Here is a 17,858-nt window from a genome sequence, read left to right as displayed (position 1 = left end):
CCGATCCCTGGGAAACCGTGGGTGTGGGCGCCAGGGCGCCCCAGGATGTGGACTGGGGCATATGCATTCAAGCCGCAGCGGCGATTGTTCGCCATTAAGGCTGGCATAAGTCACAGAATTGGACACAACCAGGTCGGGACAGAACGGGACAGGGTGGTACGGGGGATGGAATCCATGGGGCACATGGGGAATCCGAAGAGCCCGCGGAATACGAGGAACGCACGGAGTACGAGGAGTACGAACAGTACGAGGTGCGCGAGCACGACGAGGAGCACGACAGGCAGGAGGGGCCCGGCGGGGGAAACGCCGGAGGCCGAGGTCCTGTGGGGCGAACCGGTCAGCGCCGACCAGCTGACCGCCGCCGAGCAGGGCTACACACAGTGCGGCCCCGCCGAACGCCTCCTGTGGGAACGGCTCTCCGTCTTCGAGGGCGCCTTCGGCTGGGAGGCCGTCCGCGAGGTCTGCGCCTCCGGCACGCTGCCCGCGGCGGAGATCGAGGCGGTCCTCGACCGGCTCGCACCCCTCGCGCTCCTCCCCGTCGACGACCTGTTCGACGGCGAGGACGGCGCGCCCCGCTACTGGATGCCGCACCCGATGCGCGCCGTCGGCGCCCGCCGCCTCACCGAACGCGGCGACCGCTGGGCCGTCGTCCTGCACCACCGGAGGTGGTGCGTGAAGCTGGCCCGGCAGGCCGCCGACTGGTGGCAGAGCGGCCGTCAGATCGACGCCAGGGACCTCGCCCTGCGGGAACTCCCCGACCTGGCCGCCGCGATGGACCCGACGACCGCCCCGCTGTCGCCGAGCGCCGAGGCCGGCACGTCCGTCGAGATCGCGGTCTCCCTCTGGTTCCTGTGGGTGGCCTGCGGGCGGATCGCCGAGGGCCGGACCCGGCTGCGGCACGCCCTCGCCCTGCACTCCGGCCCGCCGCCCGCCCGCGCCCTGTGGCTCGCCGCCTATCTGGAGCTGGAGTCGGGCCGCCCCGAGGACGCCGACCCGCTCCTCGTCCAGGCCTGGGCGACGGCCGTACGGGACGGGGACGGCCGGTGCCTCGGGATGCTGGCCCATCTGCGCGGCGCGACCGCCCTCTTCCAGGGGCGTACGCGGGAGGCGGCGGCCGAGTTCCGGGAGGCGCTCGTGCTCATCGAGGAGCAGCCGGAGTTCGGTCCGACCCGGGAGCTGTGCTGGGTCTCCCTCGCCCTGACCCTCAGCCGGACCGATCCGGAGGCCGCGCAGGAGGCCCTGGACCAGGCGGTGCTCGACACGGCGGCACGGCTGGCCTGGACGGGGCGCGACCTGTGGGCCGACGCCTGGGCGCACCACGCGCGGGCCGAACTCCTCGCCTGGGACGGGGAGCGGGAGCGGGCCGCCGAGCACGCCCGGCGCGCGCTCCGCGCCCATCTGGCGATGGGCACGATGGTCGGGGCGGCCTGCGCGGCCGAACTCCTCGCCCAGATGCGGGTCATGGTCGGCCGGATGACCTCCGCCGCCCATCTCCTGGGTGCGGCGGACCTGTTGCGCTCCTCGGTCTCCGAGGGGACGGGCCGCCCGGCGGAGTACTGCGCGACCTCGCGCGACCGCAGCGAAACGCTTCTTCGGGGGCTGCTCGACGACCGGGAACTGCGCCGCGCGTACGAAGAGGGCGCTCGGCTCGGTCTGTTCGCCCTGGCGAGCGAGGAGTAGGCCTCCTCCACAGACCGCTGGTTCGTCAGTCGGATTGTCAGTCGCGGTGTTTACGATGTCGGAATGTTCGCCTTCGTCGTGGCCGCCTTCTTCCTGCTGCTCTGCGGGGCCGGTGTGCTGCGCGACCGGCGCCGCTTCGGCAACGCCGTGTACCTCGGCCTGGCCGTCACCTTCCTCGGGATCGGTCTCCTCGCGGAGATCGACGCCGCCCCGCCCGGCGTCTCCGAGACCGCGATGATCCTCGTGCTGCTCGTGCTCGGCCTCGGCCCCGTGGTGCTCGCGGGCCTGCTCTGCGTGAACGGCGTGAAGATGGTCCGCAAGGAGGGCAGACGCCCGGCGAACCTGCTCTCGCTCCTCGCGGGCCTCGGCATGTTCGGGGTGATGGGCCTGATGGCGGCGGCGGTCGTCACGCACTCGCGGGCCCTGGGCCTGATCGCCGTCACGACCCTGCTCGTGCTCGGCTACGTCTCGTTCCTGTTCCTGTGCTTCGTCGGCTACGCGTTCCTGTACGGCCGCATGCGGCTCCGCCGCGACGCCGACTACGTGGTGGTCCTCGGCTCCGGCCTCGTCGGCGGGCGCCGGGTGCCGCCGCTCCTCGCGAGCCGGCTGGACCGGGGCCGGCAGGTGTACGAGACGCTGGCCGCGCGCGGCGGGGACACACCCGTCCTCATCGCCTCGGGCGGCCAGGGCCCCGACGAGGAGCTGCCCGAGTCCCACGCGATGGCCGACTACCTGGTCGAGCGGGGCTTTCCGGCCGGGGCGGTCGTGCGCGAGGACCGCTCGCGCACGACCGAGGAGAACATGCTCTTCAGCAAGGAGCTGATGGAGCGGGACAGCCCCGGCTCCGCCTGCGTGATCGTCACCAACAACTTCCACGCCTTCCGGGCCGCCCTGATGGCCCGGAAGGCCGGGGTGGACGGCCAGGTCGTCGGCTCGCCCACCGCTGCCTACTTCTGGCCGTCGGCGACCATGCGCGAGTTCGTCGCCGTCTTCCTCCAGTACAAGGTGGTGAACCTCGGGATCTGCGCGGCGCTGATCCTGCTCGGCGTACTGGCGTGGTTCGTCCGCTGACCGTCGCGGCCGACGCGGCTCGCGGAGCTCGTACGGCTCACGGGGTGACGATCGGGAACTGCGGGTCGGGCGTCGTCACGTACGAGAAGAGCCGTGTGAGCAGCGCCGGGTCGCCCTCCACGCCGACCCCGACCTCCTCGACGCTCTTGCCCGCCAGCAGGCCGAGGAGCTGGACCTTGGCCAGCGTGAGCGTGAGCCCGGCGGGGGTGCGGGGCTCGGAGATCTCCCGGTGCGTGAGAGCGCCGTTGTGGAGGGTGAGGCGGCGGCGCGTCCCCGCGCCCGTCGGTCCGTCCGTCAGGACCAGGTCGACGGTCAGCTCCTCGTGCCAGGCGCGCGGCCCGTCGATCCGTACGGCGATCGAGTCGAGGAGCATGGGGACGGTGAGGGCCATCGCCATCTCGGGGTTGGACGTGTCGAGATCCGTCTTGACGATGCCCTGGCGGAGCTCCAGCGCCGAGGTGAGGTAGAAGTTGCGCCAGGTGCCGTTCTCGGCGCCGTACCCCAGCCGGTCGTAGACCGCGGCCAGGGCCTCCTTCGCCTCGACGTTCCCGGGCTCGGCGAAGACCAGGTGGTTGAGCAGCGTCGCCGCGAACCGCAGGTCGTCCGCGTCGACGTACTCGCGGGCCTTCACGAGCATCTCGGCGGGCCCGCCGGCCAGCGCCACGTACCGCTTCGCGGTCTCGACCGGCGGGTGCTCCCAGAGGTGGGCCACGTTGCCGTCGAACCAGCCCAGGTAGCGCTGGTAGATCGCCTTGGAGTTGTGGCTCAGCGAGCCGTAGTAGCCGCGCGCGTGCCAGGACGTGGCCAGGGCGGGCGGCAGCTCGATCCGCTCGGCGATCTCCGGGCCGGTGAGGCCCTCGTTGAGCAGCCGCACGGTCTGGTCGTGCATGAACGCGTAGAGGTCCCGCTGCTCGGTCAGGAACCGCACCACGTTGTCGTGGCCCCAGGTCGGCCAGTGGTGGGAGGCGAAGGCGACGTCGTACATCCCGTGGAAGTACTCGATCGCCTCGTCGAGGTAGACGGACCAGACGCGGGAGTCGCGGACGACGGCCCCGCGCAGGGTCAGGATGTTGTGCATGTTGTGCGTGGCGTTCTCGGCCAGGCACAGGGCACGGAGGTCGGGGAAGAGGAAGTTCATCTCGGCCGGTGCCTCGGTGCCCGGGGTGAGCTGGAAGACGATCCGTACGCCGTCGACCGTCACCTCCTGGCCGGTGTCCGTGATGTCCACGGTCGGCGGGATGAGGCTGATGGTGCCGAGGGAGGTGGTCTGGCCGAGCCCGGCGGTGATCTGGGCGTCGGGGGCCTTGGGGAGGTTCGCCCCGTACATGTAGGCCGCGCGGCGGGTCATCGCGTTGCCCGCGTACACGTTCTCGCTGACCGCGTGCTCCAGGAAGCCGACGGGGGCGATGATCGGCACGCCGCCCTCGGTGCCGTGCGGCAGGATGCCGCGGGCGCCGCCGAAGTGGTCGCCGTGCGAGTGGGTGTAGATCATGCCGGTGACGGGCCGGTCGCCGCGGTGCTCCGTGTAGAGCGCGAGCGCGGCGGCGGCGGTCTCCGTGGAGATGAGCGGGTCGATGACGATGATCCCGCGCTCGCCCTCGACGATCGTCATGCTCGACAGGTCGAGCCCCCGCACCTGGTAGATGCCCTCGGTGACCTCGTACAGGCCCTGGCGGGAGCAGAGCTGGGCCTGGCGCCAGAGGCTGGGATGCGCGGTGTCGGGGCAGTCCGCCTTGAGGAAGTCGTAGACGTCGCCGTCCCAGACGGTCCGGCCGGTGGCGTCGGTCACCGTGCCGGGGACCAGGGAGCCGATGAAGCCCCGGTCGGCGTTCTCGAAGTCGGTGGTGTCCTCGAAGGAGGGCAGGGTGTCGCTCATGTACGGGGTGCTCCGTTCCGCGGGGGCGGTGATCGGCGTTCCGATCCATCTGACCACCGGGGCACTACGACCGCACTTCGGAGCGGCGGGAGCAGCGGGGTGTACCTACTCTGGAGGAGGGACGGCGGTACGGCGGTACGGCGGTGACCTACGGAGGTGCCCCATGAGGCGACGCCACCACTTCCACATCGACTACCTGGGACATTCGGTCTCCGCGACCGTCGAGACCGGGCACGCACCCGTCGTCGAGGTCCTCGTCGACGGCAAGGAGACAGGGCACGCCACGACGAAGGACGACCGTCCGGTCACCGTCCCGATCGAGCTGCCGACCGACCCGCCGACGGCCATGTCCGTACGGGCGACCCCGGGGCCCGGCGTACCGCGCTGCCTGCTGCTCGCGACGGCGGACGGGGAGCCGCACGTCATGCCGCCGAGGCTGTACTGAGGACGGGGCCCTCCGCCCCGGGCCGGGTCAGGAGAGCCAGGCCATGCCGATGATCAGGAAGACGACGAAGGCGATGGCCCCGGCGACGGCCGCCGTCTTGCGGGGGCGGCGCCGGGACAGCTCGGCGAGGCCGCCGGTGGCCGTGCCCACGCCGGCCGCAGGACGCTCGCGCCGCCGCGAGACGGGGGCGGTGGGGGGCACGTGACGAGGTGCGGGCTGGTGCGCGGGCTGGTGCGCGGGCACGTGCTGCTGAGGGGCGTGCGGCGCAGGCGCATGCTGCTGCGACTGCTGAGGCTGATGGGGCTGAGGCGACTGATACGTCTGCTGAGGCTGATGCGACGGATGCGGTTGCTGTGACGGATGCGGTTGCTGTGACTGGTGAGGCTGATGGGCGGCGGGCTGCGGATAGCCGCGCCAGGCGCCAGAGGAGAACCAGTCGGCGATCGCCTGCGCCGAGGGCCGCTGCTCGGGCTGCTTGGCCAGCAGGCTCAGCAGGTACGTCTCGAAGGCGGGCGGCAGCGCCACGCCCAGCCGGCCGGGCGGCATCGGCGCGGTGTCGATGTGCTGGTACAGCAGGGCCGTGGCCGTGTCGGCACGGAACGGCGGGCGCCCGGTGAGGAGTTGGTACAGCACGCAGCCCAGCGAGTACACGTCGGACGCCGACGACGCCGACTGCCCGAGGGCCCGCTCGGGAGCCAGGTAGAGCCCGGTGCCGACGATCTGGCCCGTCGTGGTGAGCGCCCCGGAAGGGTCGTCGACGAACCGCGCGATGCCGAAGTCGGCCAGCTTCACCGTGCCCTCGGCGTCGACCAGCAGGTTCCCCGGCTTGATGTCGCGGTGCACGACCCCCTGCCGGTGGGCGGCCGCGAGCCCGGCGGCGGCGTGGGCGGCGACCACGGCGACCCGCTCGGGCGGCAGGACCAGCGGATCTGACGGGTTGCCCGCGAGGCTGTCGCCCTCGACCAACTCCATGACGAGGAACAGCTTTCCGTCCCACGTACCGAAGTCGAAGACGCCCACGACGTGCGGGTGGCTCAGCCGGGCCGCGGTCTGCGCCTCCAGCCGGAAGCGGTCGCTCGCGGAGGGGTCGGAGCCGTGGCCCAGCATCAGCTTCACGGCCACCGGCCGCCCGAGGACCTCGTCGGTGGCCTGCCACACCTCGCCCATGCCGCCCCGGCCGATACACACATGAAGCCGATATCGGTCCGCGACCAGCACCGGGAGACCACCCTTTCGACGATCGATCAACTTGACGGAAGGGAACCAGCGTAGAGCCGCCCGGCGCCGCGCCTCGCCGCGCTCCCCCTTCCGGACAGCCTCCCACCCTCCGGACAGCCTCCCACCCTCCGGCCTCCGCTCCTGGGCATGATGGCGGGATGCTGATCGAACACGACGGCCATGCGCCGACCGTCCATCCGACCGCGTACGTCGCCCCGACGGCGACGCTCTCCGGCGACGTGCGCGTCGGCGCCGGCTGCCGGATCCTCTTCGGAGCCGTACTGACCTCCGAGGGCGGCCCGGTGGAGCTCGGCGAGGGCTGCATCGTCATGGAGAACGCGGTCCTGCGCGGCACCCGCCGCGACCCCCTGACCCTGGGCCGGCACGTCCTGGTCGGACCGACCTCCTCCCTCGCCGGCTGCACGGTGGAGGACGAGGTCTTCCTCGCCACCGGCAGCCGGGTGTTCAACGGGGCGAGGGTCGGTACGCGTTCGGAGGTCCGTATCAACGGCATCGTGCACCTGCGGACGGTGCTCCCCGCCGACTCGACCGTCCCGATCGGCTGGGTGGCGGTCGGCGACCCGGCCCGGATCCTCCCGCCGAACGACCACGGCGAGATCTGGGAGACGCAGAGGGACCTGGACTTCCCCGGCTACGTCTTCGGACTGGACCGCCCGGAGGAGGGGGAGAGCCTCATGCCGGCCGTCTCCGAACGCTACGGCCGCGCGCTGGCCCGCCACCGCGACGACCGCCCGCTCTGACGCCCGCTCGACGGCCCGCTCTCACGCCCGCTCGACCGCCCGCTCTCGCGCCCGCCTCGCCCGGTGGACGACACCTGTGACGCGGGTGAACGGAAGGTGTCCCCCGACCGTTAGCATCACGGCGTTGTCGCTGAGCGTGGGACGGAGTGGGTCGTGGCACGACCGCGTATGGGTGTGGCGGTACTGACGATGGGCACGCGCCCCGCCGAGCTGCGGGCCCTGCTCGACGCCGTGGCGGGACAGGACGAACCGGCCACCCGGATCGTCGTGGTCGGCAACGGCACCGGCTCGCTCCCGGAGCTCCCCGAGGGCGTCACCGGAGTCGAACTCCCCGAGAACAGGGGAGTGTCGGGCGGCCGGAACGTGGCCATCGAGACGCTGCGGGCGTGCGGCGACGTCGACGTCGTGGTGGACCTCGACGACGACGGCCTGCTCGTCGAAACGGACGTCCTGCGCCGCCTCGCCGACCTGTACGAGGCCGACCCGGCCCTCGGGATCGTCTCGTTCCGCATCGCCGACGAGACCGGCGAGACGCAGCGCCGCCACGTCCCCCGCCTCGGGGCGAAGGACCCGCTGCTCGGCGGCGAGGTGACGACGTTCCTCGGCGGCGGCCACGGCCTGTCGATGCCGATGCTCGACCGGATCGGCGACTGGCCGGAGGACTTCTTCTTCACCCACGAGGAGACCGACCTCGCCTGGCGGGCCCTCGACGCGGACTGGAAGGTCCTGTACGCGCCGGAGCTCCTCCTCCAGCACCCGAAGACCAGCCCGGCCCGGCACGCCGTCTACTACCGGATGACCGCCCGCAACCGCGTCTGGCTGGCCAAGCGCAACCTGCCCGTCCTCCTGGTCCCCGTCTACCTCGGCGTCTGGACCCTCCTGACCCTGGCCCGCACCCGCTCCCTCCCGGGCCTCGCGGCCTGGTTCGCCGGCTTCGCCGAAGGCGTCCGCCGCCCCTGCGGCCCCCGCCGCCCCATGCGCTGGTCCACGGTCGCCCGCATGACCCGCCTGGGCCGCCCGCCGATCATCTAGGGCCTGTCCGGCGGGACCGCCACGGGATGCGAAGCGTTCCGGAGAGTGCTGCCATGGAAGAAGGGCTCTGTTCGGCCATGCCTTGCCGGATGAGACCGGATTCGGCCACGTCCAGCGAGCGGCGTGTACGGAATGGAGCAGACATGAGCGACGCAATCGAAGACATGGGACCCGTCGACTTCCTGGTCATCGAGTTCCCGGGCAAGCGCATGACGGGTGAGGCCTTCCCTCTCCTTCTCGACCTCGTCGACCGAGGCGTCATCCGCCTCCTCGACCTCCTCTTCGTACGGAAGGACGACGACGGGAGCGTCGTCGCGCTGGAGCTGGCGGACCTGGACGGTGACGGCCGGCTCGACCTGTCCGTGTTCGAGGGAGTGTCGTCCGGACTTCTGGGCCAGGACGACATCGACGAGGCGGGCGTGGCGCTCGAACCCGGCAGTGCGGCCGGAATCCTGGTGTACGAGAACCTCTGGGCCGCTCCCCTCGCGCGGGTGCTGCGGCGCGACGGTGCGCAGCTCGTCGCGGGCGGACGCATCCCCGTGCAAGCCCTGCTGGCCTCGCTCGACACCGCGGAGACGGCCGAGGGCGACCCGCCCGCCGCCTGACGCCGACGTCCCTGAAGCAAGGAGAACCCGACATGCCAGGACTTCTTCGAGGGGTGGCACGCACGGCCGTGGTGGCCGGGACGGCGACCGCGGTCTCCAACCGGGTCTCCCGGCGCCAGGCGGGCCGCTGGTCCCAGCAGCAGGAAGCGCAGCAGGCCCAGCAGGCACCTCCGCCGCCGCCCCCTCCTCCGCCCGCCGCACCGGCCGACGACATGAGCAGCAAGATCGCTCAGCTCAAGGACCTCGGACAGCTGAAGGAGCAAGGCGTACTGACCGAGGAGGAGTTCGAGGCTCAGAAGAGCCGGATCCTCGGCTCGTGAACGCGCGCGGTCGCCCCCGCTCCGTAATTGTCGATTGATCGGTCCGCGCGGCGGGTCGTGCCGCGCGGACCTCGCGGGCGGCTGGGACGCTACCGGGATGGCACCGGGAACAGGCACGGCCGAAGGCTCCGCGAAGGCGCGACTCGTTCTGCTGGTACTGGCCTCAGGCCAGTTCCTGATGGCGCTCGACAGCTCCGTCATGAACGTCTCGATCGCGACGGTGGCCGAGGACGTCGGCACCACCGTGGTGGGGATCCAGGGGGCCATCACCGCGTACACCCTGGTGATGGCGATGTTCATGATCCCCGGCGGGAAGATCGGGGCCATGATCGGCCGGAAACGCGCCTTCGTCATCGGCTGCGTCATCTACGGATGCGGCTCCCTGACCACCGCCCTGGCACCCAACCTCACCGTGCTGCTGATCGGCTGGTCGTTCCTGGAGGGCATCGGGGCCGCGCTGATCCTGCCGGCGATCGTGGCGCTCGTGGCGGGCAACTTCCCCGTGGAGCGGCGCCCCGCCGCCTACGGTCTCGTCGCCGCGGCCGCCGCGGTGGCGATCGCCGTGGGCCCGCTGATCGGCGGCGTCGCGACCGCGTACTTCTCCTGGCGGTGGGTGTTCGCCGGCGAGGTCCTCGTGGTCCTGGGCATCCTCATCTTCTCCCGCTCGATCGCCGACGCGGTGAGCGAGGAACAGCCGCGCATCGACGCCCTCGGTGTCGTGCTCTCGGCCCTCGGCCTCGGGACCTTCGTCTACGGTGTGCTCCGCTCCGACGAGTGGGGCTGGTTCCAGCCCAAGCCCGACGCCCCCGCCCTGTTCGGGATCTCCCTGACCGTGTGGCTGATGCTCCTGGGCATCGGGCTGATCTGGCTGTTCCTCCGCTGGGAGGCCCGCCTGGTCGGGCAGCGCAAGGAACCCCTCCTCGACCCCGCCATGCTGCGGAACACGCAGCTGACCGGTGGGCTGACGATGTTCTTCTTCCAGTACCTCGTCCAGATGGGCGTGTTCTTCGTCGTCCCGCTCTACCTGTCCGTCGCCCTGGGCCTGTCCGCGCTCGCCACGGGCGCCCGGCTCCTGCCGCTCTCGGTGACCCTGCTCGCCGCCGCGGTCCTCATCCCGCGCTTCCTCCCGGATGTCTCGCCCCGCCGAGTGGTACGCCTCGGGGTCGTCGCCCTGCTCCTCGGCGCGGTGATCCTCATGGCCGCACTCGACGCGGACGCCGGCGCGGAAGTGGTCACGATCCCGATGCTCCTGATCGGGCTCGGGATGGGCGCGCTCGCCTCCCAGCTGGGGTCCGTCACTGTCTCCGCGATGCCGGAGGAGAAGAGCGCGGAGGTCGGCGGTGTCCAGAACGCCGTCACCAACCTCGGCGCCTCGATCGGCACCGCACTCGCCGGATCGCTCCTGATCGCCTCGCTCACCTCGTCCTTCCTGGCAAGCGTCGAGCAGAACCCGGCGGTCCCGGAGAGCGTGAAGACCCAGGCGACCACCGAACTCCAGAGCGGCGTCCCGTTCCTCTCGGACGCCCAGCTGCAGAGCGCCCTCGAAGAGGCGGGCGCCGACGAGGAACAGACGCAGCAGGTCATGGACGCGAACGTCGAGGCGCGCCTCGACGGGCTGCGCGCCGCACTCGCGATCCTCGCCTTCGCCGCGCTCGTCGCCCTGTTCTTCACCCAGCGCATCCCGACGGTCCAGCCCGGCTCGACGAAGCCCTAGGGGGTGTCTTGTCGATCAGGGTCGGCGGTCGGATAGGCCCTAGCGACCCGAACCCGGCTCCCCCCGCGGCTCCCCACCGGGCTCCCGAAAGAGAGCCCCCGAAAAAGAGCCCCCGAAAAGACCCCCGGAAACCACTCAGGGGCCCGACCCGCTTTCGCGGATCAGGCCCCTGAACTGGTCTTACGGCTGTCGGGGTGGCGGGATTTGAACCCACGACCTCTTCGTCCCGAACGAAGCGCGCTGCCAAGCTGCGCTACACCCCGATGTCGCTGCTCTGTTCTTCACGTCGCGGCGACATCGCTTACTTTAGCCCACGCGCGCGCTGAGGCGAAATCCGGTTTTCGGAGAGCCGCACCGCAGGTCGGACGCGGTCGAGGCCGACGATCGCGAGGCCCAGGACGTAGAAGGCCGCGCCCAGGACGACCGCGTTGACGAGGACGCCGGCGTAGCCGTGGACGGTGACGTCGAGGAACGGGTACGTGTAGCGGGTGGGGGCGTCCGGGGAGATCAGTTCGCCGCGGATCAGGGCGAAGGCGAAGTAGGCGCCCGGGGCCGCGAGCCACTGGGCGGCGTGGCGCCACCGGAGGGCGCCGGGGAGGGTGAGGAGGAGGAAGTCGAGCGCCGCGCCGATCGGGGTGACCGTGTGGAGCAGCTGGTTGGCGACGGCCTTCGCGCCGGTGAGGCGGGCGATCTCGGCGGCCTGGTTGAACTCGCTCGCCTCGTTGTCGAGGACCAGGTGGAAGACGAGGCCGACCACCGAGATGCAGAGCAGGACGCCGCCGGTCCACAGGGCGGGGAGCGGCGGGCGGCGGTTCCAGGCGCGGACGGCGCCCCAGCCGAACACCACGGCGACCAGCAGGTTCGACCAGATCGTGAAGAAGCTCAGGACGACGAGCACGCTCCCGTGGACGCACTCGATGACGAATCCCGTCGCCGCGCACAGGGCGATCAGACCCCGGAACGCCGCCACGAAGGGGCGGCGCGGGGCGGGAGGCAGGACGGCGGAGGCCGGTACGGCCGACGAGCCGGCGGAGTGGGGCGTGAGCATCTCCCCACCGTAGGTGCTTAGGTGCGCGCCGTCAGCGTGAGCAGGGTGACCTCGGGCGGGCAGGCGAAGCGGACCGGGGTGAAGCGGTTGGTGCCGCAGCCCGCCGAGACGTGCAGGTACGAGGTGTGGTCGCCGACCGTGTGCGTGGAGAGCCCCTTCACGCGGTCCGTGTCCAGGTCGCAGTTGGTGACGAGCGCCCCGTAGAAGGGGATGCACAGCTGGCCGCCGTGGGTGTGCCCGGCGAGGATCAGCTCGTAGCCGTCCGCCGTGAAGGCGTCGAGCGAGCGCAGGTACGGGGCGTGGACGACGCCCACCGTGAAGTCGGCCTCCGTGTCGGGGCCGCCGGCCACCCGCTCGTACCGGTCGCGCTTGATGTGCGGGTCGTCCAGGCCGGTGAAGGCCAGTTCGGCCTCGGGCAGCTTGAGCGTGCCGCGGGTGTTGGTGAGGTTCACCCAGCCGGCCGCGTCGAAGGCGTCCCGCATGCCCTCCCACGGGTTGTGGACGGCGCCGACGACCGGCTTGTTGCCGTTGAGGCCGTGGCGGCCCTGGACCTTCTCCCTCAGGTAGCGGCCGGGGTTGCGCAGCGTCGGCCCGTAGTAGTCGTTGGAGCCGAAGACGTACACGCCCGGGAACTCCATCAGCGGGCCGAGCGCGTCCAGGACCTCCGGGACGGCCTCGGTGTCGGAGAGGTTGTCGCCGGTGTTGACGACGAAGTCCGGGCGGAGCCCCGCGAGCGACTGGAGCCAGGCCCGCTTCTTGCGCTGGCCGCTCACCATGTGGATGTCGGAGACCTGAAGGACCCGCAGGTCGCGCATGCCGCGCGGGAGTACGGGCACGGTCACGCGGCGGAGCCGGAACGAGCGGGCTTCGAAGCCGGCCGCGTAGACGATTCCTGCCGCGGCTGTCGCCGTGAGACCTGCCGTGACCTTCAGGGGGAGCCCGTACCGTGCGCGCATCGCACCATCGTCGCAGACCCGGCGGGTGGAAATGTGCGGGCGGGTGGGGTGGGGCACCTGCCACACTTGACCCCATGACCACGCTCAAGGAGAAGCTCAAGGCCGACCTCGACGCCGCGATCAGGGGGCGCGACGAACTGCGTTCCTCGACCCTGCGGCTGACCATCACCGCGATCACCATGGAGGAGGTCTCGGGCAAGTCCAAGCGCGAACTCTCCGACGACGAGGTGCTGAAGGTGATCGCCAAGGAGGCGAAGAAGCGCCGCGAGGCCGCGGAGGCCTTCGCCCAGGGCGGCCGCGCCGAGTCGGCCGAGCGGGAGCGGGCCGAGGGCGTCCTCCTCGACGCGTACCTGCCGAAGCAGCTCAGCGACGAGGAGCTCGACGGGATCGTCGCCGCGGCCGTCGAGGAGGCGAAGGCGGCGGGCGCCGAGGGGCCGCGTGCCATGGGCGCCGTCATGAAGATCGTGAGCCCGAAGGTGGCCGGCCAGGCCGACGGCGGGCGTGTCGCCGCCTCGGTGAAGAAGCTGCTCGCGGGCTGATCAGCCGCCGCGGATCACGTACACGGAGTACGTACACGGAACACGTACGAGGAAGGGCGCCCCACTCCTGGTGGGGCGCCCTTCCTCGTATCCGTCTGTCTGTCTCCGCGTCAGCGGTTTCCGCCGCGGCGGTTGGCGTTGCCGTCGCCGAACATGTCCGGCGGGATCGTGATCCCGGGGAACGGGTTCTTCGGCGGCTTCGTCTCGCCCGGCTTGGCGTCGCCCGGCTTCTTCGGCTTGTTCGGGCCTTCGTCGCCTTCCTTCTCCTTGTCCTTGGGCTTCTCGGCCCGCGGTACGGAGATGGTGTTGAAGCCCGGCTTCTCGTCGCCCAGGGCGCCCGTCATCGCGATCCGCCAGATCGGGCCGGGGAGGCAGCCACCGCAGACCTTGTCGTAGTAGACGCCGCCGATGGTGAGGTCGAACATCTCGTCGCGCTTGCCGACGTCGTCGCCGACCCAGACGGCGGTGGACAGGTCCGGCGTGTAGCCGACGAACCAGGCGTCCTTGCGGCCCTCGGTGGTACCGGTCTTGCCCGCGTTGTCCCGGTCGGTCAGACCCGCCCGCGTACCGGTGCCGTCCTCGACCACGCCCTTCAGCATCTGATTGATGGTGTCGGCGGTGCGGTCGGACATCGCCCGCGAGCACTTGCTCTGCGGCACGTTCAGCTTGTCGCCGTTGGCGGCCTTGATCGACTCGATGGCGACCGGGGTGCAGTACATGCCGCGGTTGGCGAAGGTGGCGTAGACGGAGGCCATGTCGAGCGGGGTGCTCTCGAGGCTGCCGAGCGTGGCCGACGGGCTCTGCATGATGTGCTTGCCCAGCTCGCGCTCGTAGCCGACGTTCTTCGCCATCGTCAGCGTCTCGCACAGGCCGGCCATCTGCTCCAGCTTGGCGAAGTACGTGTTGATGGACTTGCCGAGGGCACTCGTCATGTCGTACATGCCCTTTTCCGACTCGAGCTCGTTCTGGACGGACCAGTCGGCGTAGCCCGCCGGCTTGCCGTCGCAGCGCGTGAAGTCGTTTTCCTTCATGTTGATCTTCCACGGCGTGTCGAAGCTCTGCGCCGGGCTCAGCCCCTTCTCCAGGGCGGCGGCGGCCGTGATCGGCTTGAAGGTCGAGCCGACCGGGAAGCCGTACGTGGTGCCGCCCATCTTGCTGCCGACGGCGAGGTTGAGCGTCGTCTGGTGCTGCTTCTGGTCCAGGCCGTACGGGCGGGACTGGCCCATCGACAGGATCTTGCCGGTGCCGGGCTGGACCTGGACGACGGCGGTCGCGACCCCGTCGTCCTTGTTGACCTTGGCCACGGCGGCCTCGTTGGCCGCCGCCTGCGCCTTCGGGTCGAGCGTGGTCCTGACGGTGAGACCGCCGAGGTTCCACAGCTTCTGCCGCTCCTCGGCCGTCTTCCCGAAGACCGGGCTGCTGAGGATCGTCTTGCGGACGTAGTCGCAGAAGAAGCCGGCGCCGTCGACGGCGGTGATGCAGCCGTTCTTCGGCGTCTTGACCTTCAGCTTGAGCGGCGTGGCCTTCGCCTTGTCCGCCTCCGCCTGGCTGATGTCGTTCACGTCGGCCATCCGCTGGAGGACCACGTTGCGGCGCTTGGTGGCTTCCTGGATGTCGTTGATCGGGTCGTAGCGGCTCGGCGACTGGACGAGACCGGCCATCATCGCCGCCTCGCCCAGGGTCAGGTCGGCGGCCGGCTTGGAGAAGTACCGCTGGGAGGCGGCCTCGATGCCGTACGCCTGCTGCCCGAAGAACGTGATGTTGAGGTAGTTCTCGAGGATCTTCTTCTTGCCCAGCTCCTCCTCGACCTGGATCGCGAACTTCAGCTCGCGGACCTTGCGGCCGATGGTCTGCTGGGTGGCCTGCGCGACCTTCTCGGGGTCGTCGCCGGCCTCCTCGACGAAGACGTTCTTCACGTACTGCTGGGTCAGCGTGGACGCGCCCTGCGAGACCCCGCCCGACTGCGCGTTGCGGTTGATCGCGCGCAGCACGCCCTTGAGGTCGATCGCCCCGTGCTCGTAGAAGCGGCCGTCCTCGATCGCGACGATCGCCTTCTGCATGTACGGGGAGATCTTGTCCAGCGGGACGACCTTCCGGTCCCGCGAGTACACCGTGGCGAGGAGACCGCCCTCGGCGTCGAGAATGGTGGTGCGCTGACTCAGCGGCGGGGTCTTCAGGTTGGAGGGGATCTCGTCGAATCCCTCGACCGTGCCCTTCGCGGCCAAGCCGAGTGCTCCGGCCGCGGGCAGGGCGATGCCCGCCAGCACGGCTCCGGAGAGCACACTGACACCGAGGAACTTGGCGGCCTGCTGGGTCCCGGTCAGACCACCGCCCGAGCGCTTCTTTGCCATGGGGGCAGCCTACGTTCTCATTCGCCGGACACGCGTATATGCCTTGGCCTAAGCTGCTCACAACTGTCACAGCAGTGCGGTCTCGCATCAAGACCCGTGCGTGACATCGACATGAATTCCCGTGACCCCGAAACACGGGAAGCTCGTGTCCGTTTCCGGACCATGCGTCACCCGGTGTCTGAAATGGAGCCGGTGAGGAAGGGCGTATCCAGGCGGTATGTCCCCTATCACACGCATGTCCTTCGATCACTCCCCTGGGTGATCTGACGCGCACGCATAGTCCGTTCGGGCCATTCAAGATTGGGCCCGAAGGGGGTGTTGCGCTGTGCCCACCTTCCGTAACGTCCCAACTGGCAGCGGTGAATATGCCGCTGCCGCCGTGGGGGAGCCTCGATTCGGGAGAGGACGGCGCCGGTATGGGCTGGGTAGCTGACTGGAGTGCGCAGGCGGCCTGCCGCACTACCGATCCGGATGAACTTTTCGTGCAGGGAGCGGCACAGAACAGGGCAAAGGCGGTGTGCACCGGATGTCCGGTGCGGACCGAGTGCCTCGCCGACGCCCTCGACAACCGCGTGGAGTTCGGTGTGTGGGGCGGCATGACGGAGCGCGAGCGACGCGCCCTGCTGCGCCGACGGCCGACCGTCACCTCGTGGCGCCGGCTCCTGGAGACCGCGCGGACGGAGTACGAGCGGGGTGCGGGCCTGCTGCCCGTGGCGATCGAGGACGACGCGACGTACGAGGCGTACGCCGCGGTCGGCTAGTCCCCGAGCGCGTACGGGGACGGGAACGGGAACAGCAGAGGCTCAGGCCGAGGGCATGCGCCCGGCCGTGAGCCGGTCACCGATGGCCCGCAGCCCGGCGAGGTCGTGCACATCGCCGGGCAGGGCGGCCACTTCGGCCACCGCCACCTCGGGGTGGAGCGCGGTGAAGCGGTCGCGCGTGCGCTGCTCACGCGCGAGCACCCGCATGCGCTCGGCATGCAGGCGCAGAAGTCCCGCGGTGAGATGTCGTACGTCTACGTCTACGTCGTCATGTGCGTGTGCGTGTGTGCGTACGTCTGGGTGCTGTGCGGCCGGTTCGGCTGTGGGGGCAGCCTCGGGTACGGAAGGTACGGCGGCGGCGGTGGTGGCGAGGTCTGACAGCTCGGGCGACGTGGCCGGGGAGCCACTTCGAGCAGTCTTCCCGCCCCCCTGATCCGTCATGCGCCCCTCGTCAAGATTTTCCGCGGCGGCCCGCGCCCGCTCGGCCGAGAGGCCGGCCGCGCCGCTGCCGTGGACGCGGTTGAGGACGAGACCCGCCAGCGGCATCTCCTCGGCCGCGAGCCGCTCCACGAAGTACGCGGCCTCGCGCAGCGCGTCCCGCTCCGGCGTGGCGACGACGAGGAAGGCCGTGCCCGGGGCCTGGAGCAGTCGGTACGTGGCGTCGGCGCGGGTCCGGAAACCGCCGAACATCGTGTCCATCGCCGCCACGAAGGTCTGCACGTCCTTGAGGAACTGGCCCCCGAGGAGCTTCCCGAGCGTCCCCGTCATCATCGACATGCCGACGTTGAGGAACTTCATCCCGGCCCGGCCGCCCACCTTCGCCGGGGCCATGAGCAGTTTGATGAACTTCCCGTCGAGGAAGGACCCCAGCCGCTTCGGCGCGTCCAGGAAGTCCAGGGCCGAACGGGACGGCGGCGTGTCGACCACGATCAGGTCCCACTCGTCGCGCGCCCGGAGCTGCCCCAGCTTCTCCATCGCCATGTACTCCTGCGTACCGGCGAATCCGGCCGACAGGGACTGGTAGAAGGGGTTCTCCAGGATCGCCCGGGCCCGCTCGGGGTCCGCGTGCGCCTCGACGATCTCGTCGAAGGTCCGCTTCATGTCGAGCATCATGGCGTGCAGTTCGCCGCCGTCGGACCCCTTGATCCCGTCGACCTTGCGGGGCGTGTTGTCGAGGGAGTCGATGCCCATCGACTGCGCCAGCCGCCGCGCAGGGTCGATGGTGAGCACGACCACGCGCCGGCCGCGCTCCGCCGCCCGTACGCCGAGGGCCGCCGCCGTGGTCGTCTTGCCGACCCCGCCCGCGCCGCAGCAGACGATGATGCGGGTGCCCCGGTCGTCGATGAGCGGGTCGAGCTCCAGCACGGGGACCGCGTCGAGGCCGGCCGTGTCGAGGCCGGCCGTGTCGAGACCGGTCGCGTTGATACCGGATGCGTCGAGGCCGGTCGTGGCGACACCGGTCACGTCGAGGCCGGCCGTGT

At 70.8% G+C, this 17,858-nt stretch carries 16 protein-coding genes and 1 tRNA gene; 10 read left to right on the top strand and 7 right to left on the bottom strand.

The window, feature by feature from the left end; all coding sequences use genetic code 11:
• Positions 1-183 precede the first annotated feature (183 nt).
• Both ACFC0G_RS25600 and ACFC0G_RS25595 read left to right on the top strand, forming a co-directional pair.
• Entirely contained in the window at positions 184-1,680 is a 1,497-nt protein-coding gene (locus tag ACFC0G_RS25600) for a tetratricopeptide repeat protein (RefSeq protein ID WP_376407059.1), read from the top strand.
• A gap of 63 nt (positions 1,681-1,743) precedes the next feature.
• Positions 1,744-2,751, top strand: a complete 1,008-nt coding sequence (locus ACFC0G_RS25595; RefSeq protein ID WP_376407057.1) for a YdcF family protein — start codon at positions 1,744-1,746, stop codon at positions 2,749-2,751.
• A 37-nt stretch (positions 2,752-2,788) separates the two neighbouring features.
• On the opposite strand, the gene ACFC0G_RS25590 is transcribed toward ACFC0G_RS25595, so the two are convergent.
• On the bottom strand, positions 2,789-4,627 hold the full coding sequence (locus tag ACFC0G_RS25590; protein ID WP_376407055.1) for an alkyl/aryl-sulfatase: 1,839 nt from the start codon (positions 4,625-4,627) through the stop codon (positions 2,789-2,791).
• Positions 4,628-4,790: 163 nt separating this feature from the next.
• Between ACFC0G_RS25590 and ACFC0G_RS25585 the strand changes: the two genes are divergently transcribed.
• Positions 4,791-5,072 (top strand): hypothetical protein, encoded by a 282-nt coding sequence (locus ACFC0G_RS25585; RefSeq protein ID WP_376407053.1) that lies wholly within the window; start codon positions 4,791-4,793, stop codon positions 5,070-5,072.
• A 27-nt stretch (positions 5,073-5,099) separates the two neighbouring features.
• Here the strand turns inward: ACFC0G_RS25585 and ACFC0G_RS25580 are convergent, their stop codons facing one another.
• Positions 5,100-6,260 carry a serine/threonine-protein kinase gene (locus tag ACFC0G_RS25580; RefSeq protein ID WP_376407051.1) on the bottom strand — a complete coding sequence of 387 codons (1,161 nt, stop codon included), beginning with the start codon at positions 6,258-6,260 and terminating at the stop codon, positions 5,100-5,102.
• Between the two features lie 188 nt (positions 6,261-6,448).
• Here ACFC0G_RS25580 and ACFC0G_RS25575 point away from each other — a divergent pair, with 188 nt between their 5' ends.
• From ACFC0G_RS25575 to ACFC0G_RS25555, 5 genes are all read left to right on the top strand, one after another.
• Positions 6,449-7,051, top strand: coding sequence for a gamma carbonic anhydrase family protein (locus ACFC0G_RS25575; protein ID WP_376407049.1), 603 nt, complete (start codon positions 6,449-6,451; stop codon positions 7,049-7,051).
• Between the two features lie 153 nt (positions 7,052-7,204).
• Positions 7,205-8,083, top strand: a complete 879-nt coding sequence (locus ACFC0G_RS25570) for a glycosyltransferase family 2 protein (RefSeq protein WP_376407047.1) — start codon at positions 7,205-7,207, stop codon at positions 8,081-8,083.
• A 143-nt stretch (positions 8,084-8,226) separates the two neighbouring features.
• Complete coding sequence (locus ACFC0G_RS25565) at positions 8,227-8,688, top strand: DUF6325 family protein (protein ID WP_376407045.1); 462 nt, start codon at positions 8,227-8,229, stop codon at positions 8,686-8,688.
• 32 nt (positions 8,689-8,720) lie between these two features.
• A complete protein-coding gene (locus tag ACFC0G_RS25560; protein ID WP_376407043.1) occupies positions 8,721-9,008 on the top strand; it encodes an SHOCT domain-containing protein in 288 nt (95 codons plus the stop codon).
• Between the two features lie 97 nt (positions 9,009-9,105).
• Entirely contained in the window at positions 9,106-10,722 is a 1,617-nt protein-coding gene (locus ACFC0G_RS25555) for an MFS transporter (protein ID WP_376407041.1), read from the top strand.
• A gap of 189 nt (positions 10,723-10,911) precedes the next feature.
• On the opposite strand, the gene ACFC0G_RS25550 is transcribed toward ACFC0G_RS25555, so the two are convergent.
• The 3 genes from ACFC0G_RS25550 to ACFC0G_RS25540 all read right to left on the bottom strand — a co-directional run bounded on the left by ACFC0G_RS25550 (position 10,912) and on the right by ACFC0G_RS25540 (position 12,726).
• A tRNA-Pro gene (locus tag ACFC0G_RS25550) sits at positions 10,912-10,985 on the bottom strand.
• 38 nt (positions 10,986-11,023) lie between these two features.
• Positions 11,024-11,770: a Pr6Pr family membrane protein gene (locus ACFC0G_RS25545; RefSeq protein ID WP_376407039.1), complete on the bottom strand. Its 747-nt coding sequence runs from the start codon at positions 11,768-11,770 to the stop codon at positions 11,024-11,026.
• A gap of 17 nt (positions 11,771-11,787) precedes the next feature.
• On the bottom strand, positions 11,788-12,726 hold the full coding sequence (locus ACFC0G_RS25540; RefSeq protein WP_376407037.1) for a metallophosphoesterase: 939 nt from the start codon (positions 12,724-12,726) through the stop codon (positions 11,788-11,790).
• Positions 12,727-12,800: 74 nt separating this feature from the next.
• On the opposite strand from ACFC0G_RS25540, the gene ACFC0G_RS25535 reads away from it, so the two are divergent.
• Positions 12,801-13,265 carry a GatB/YqeY domain-containing protein gene (locus tag ACFC0G_RS25535; RefSeq protein ID WP_376407035.1) on the top strand — a complete coding sequence of 155 codons (465 nt, stop codon included), beginning with the start codon at positions 12,801-12,803 and terminating at the stop codon, positions 13,263-13,265.
• Between the two features lie 110 nt (positions 13,266-13,375).
• Here the strand turns inward: ACFC0G_RS25535 and ACFC0G_RS25530 are convergent, their stop codons facing one another.
• Positions 13,376-15,616, bottom strand: coding sequence for a transglycosylase domain-containing protein (locus ACFC0G_RS25530; RefSeq protein WP_376407033.1), 2,241 nt, complete (start codon positions 15,614-15,616; stop codon positions 13,376-13,378).
• A gap of 416 nt (positions 15,617-16,032) precedes the next feature.
• Here ACFC0G_RS25530 and ACFC0G_RS25525 point away from each other — a divergent pair, with 416 nt between their 5' ends.
• Positions 16,033-16,377 (top strand): WhiB family transcriptional regulator, encoded by a 345-nt coding sequence (locus tag ACFC0G_RS25525; RefSeq protein ID WP_015034550.1) that lies wholly within the window; start codon positions 16,033-16,035, stop codon positions 16,375-16,377.
• A gap of 42 nt (positions 16,378-16,419) precedes the next feature.
• Here ACFC0G_RS25525 and ACFC0G_RS25520 read toward each other — a convergent pair whose 3' ends face one another.
• Positions 16,420-17,802, bottom strand: coding sequence for an ArsA family ATPase (locus ACFC0G_RS25520; protein ID WP_376407224.1), 1,383 nt, complete (start codon positions 17,800-17,802; stop codon positions 16,420-16,422).
• Positions 17,803-17,858: the final 56 nt, after the last annotated feature.

Source organism: Streptomyces sp. NPDC056169, from assembly GCF_042268445.1.
Taxonomy (GTDB): Bacteria; Actinomycetota; Actinomycetes; order Streptomycetales; family Streptomycetaceae; genus Streptomyces.
The sequence above is the reverse complement of the archived record's forward strand: the minus strand, read 5'-3'. Positions and strand labels throughout refer to the sequence as shown.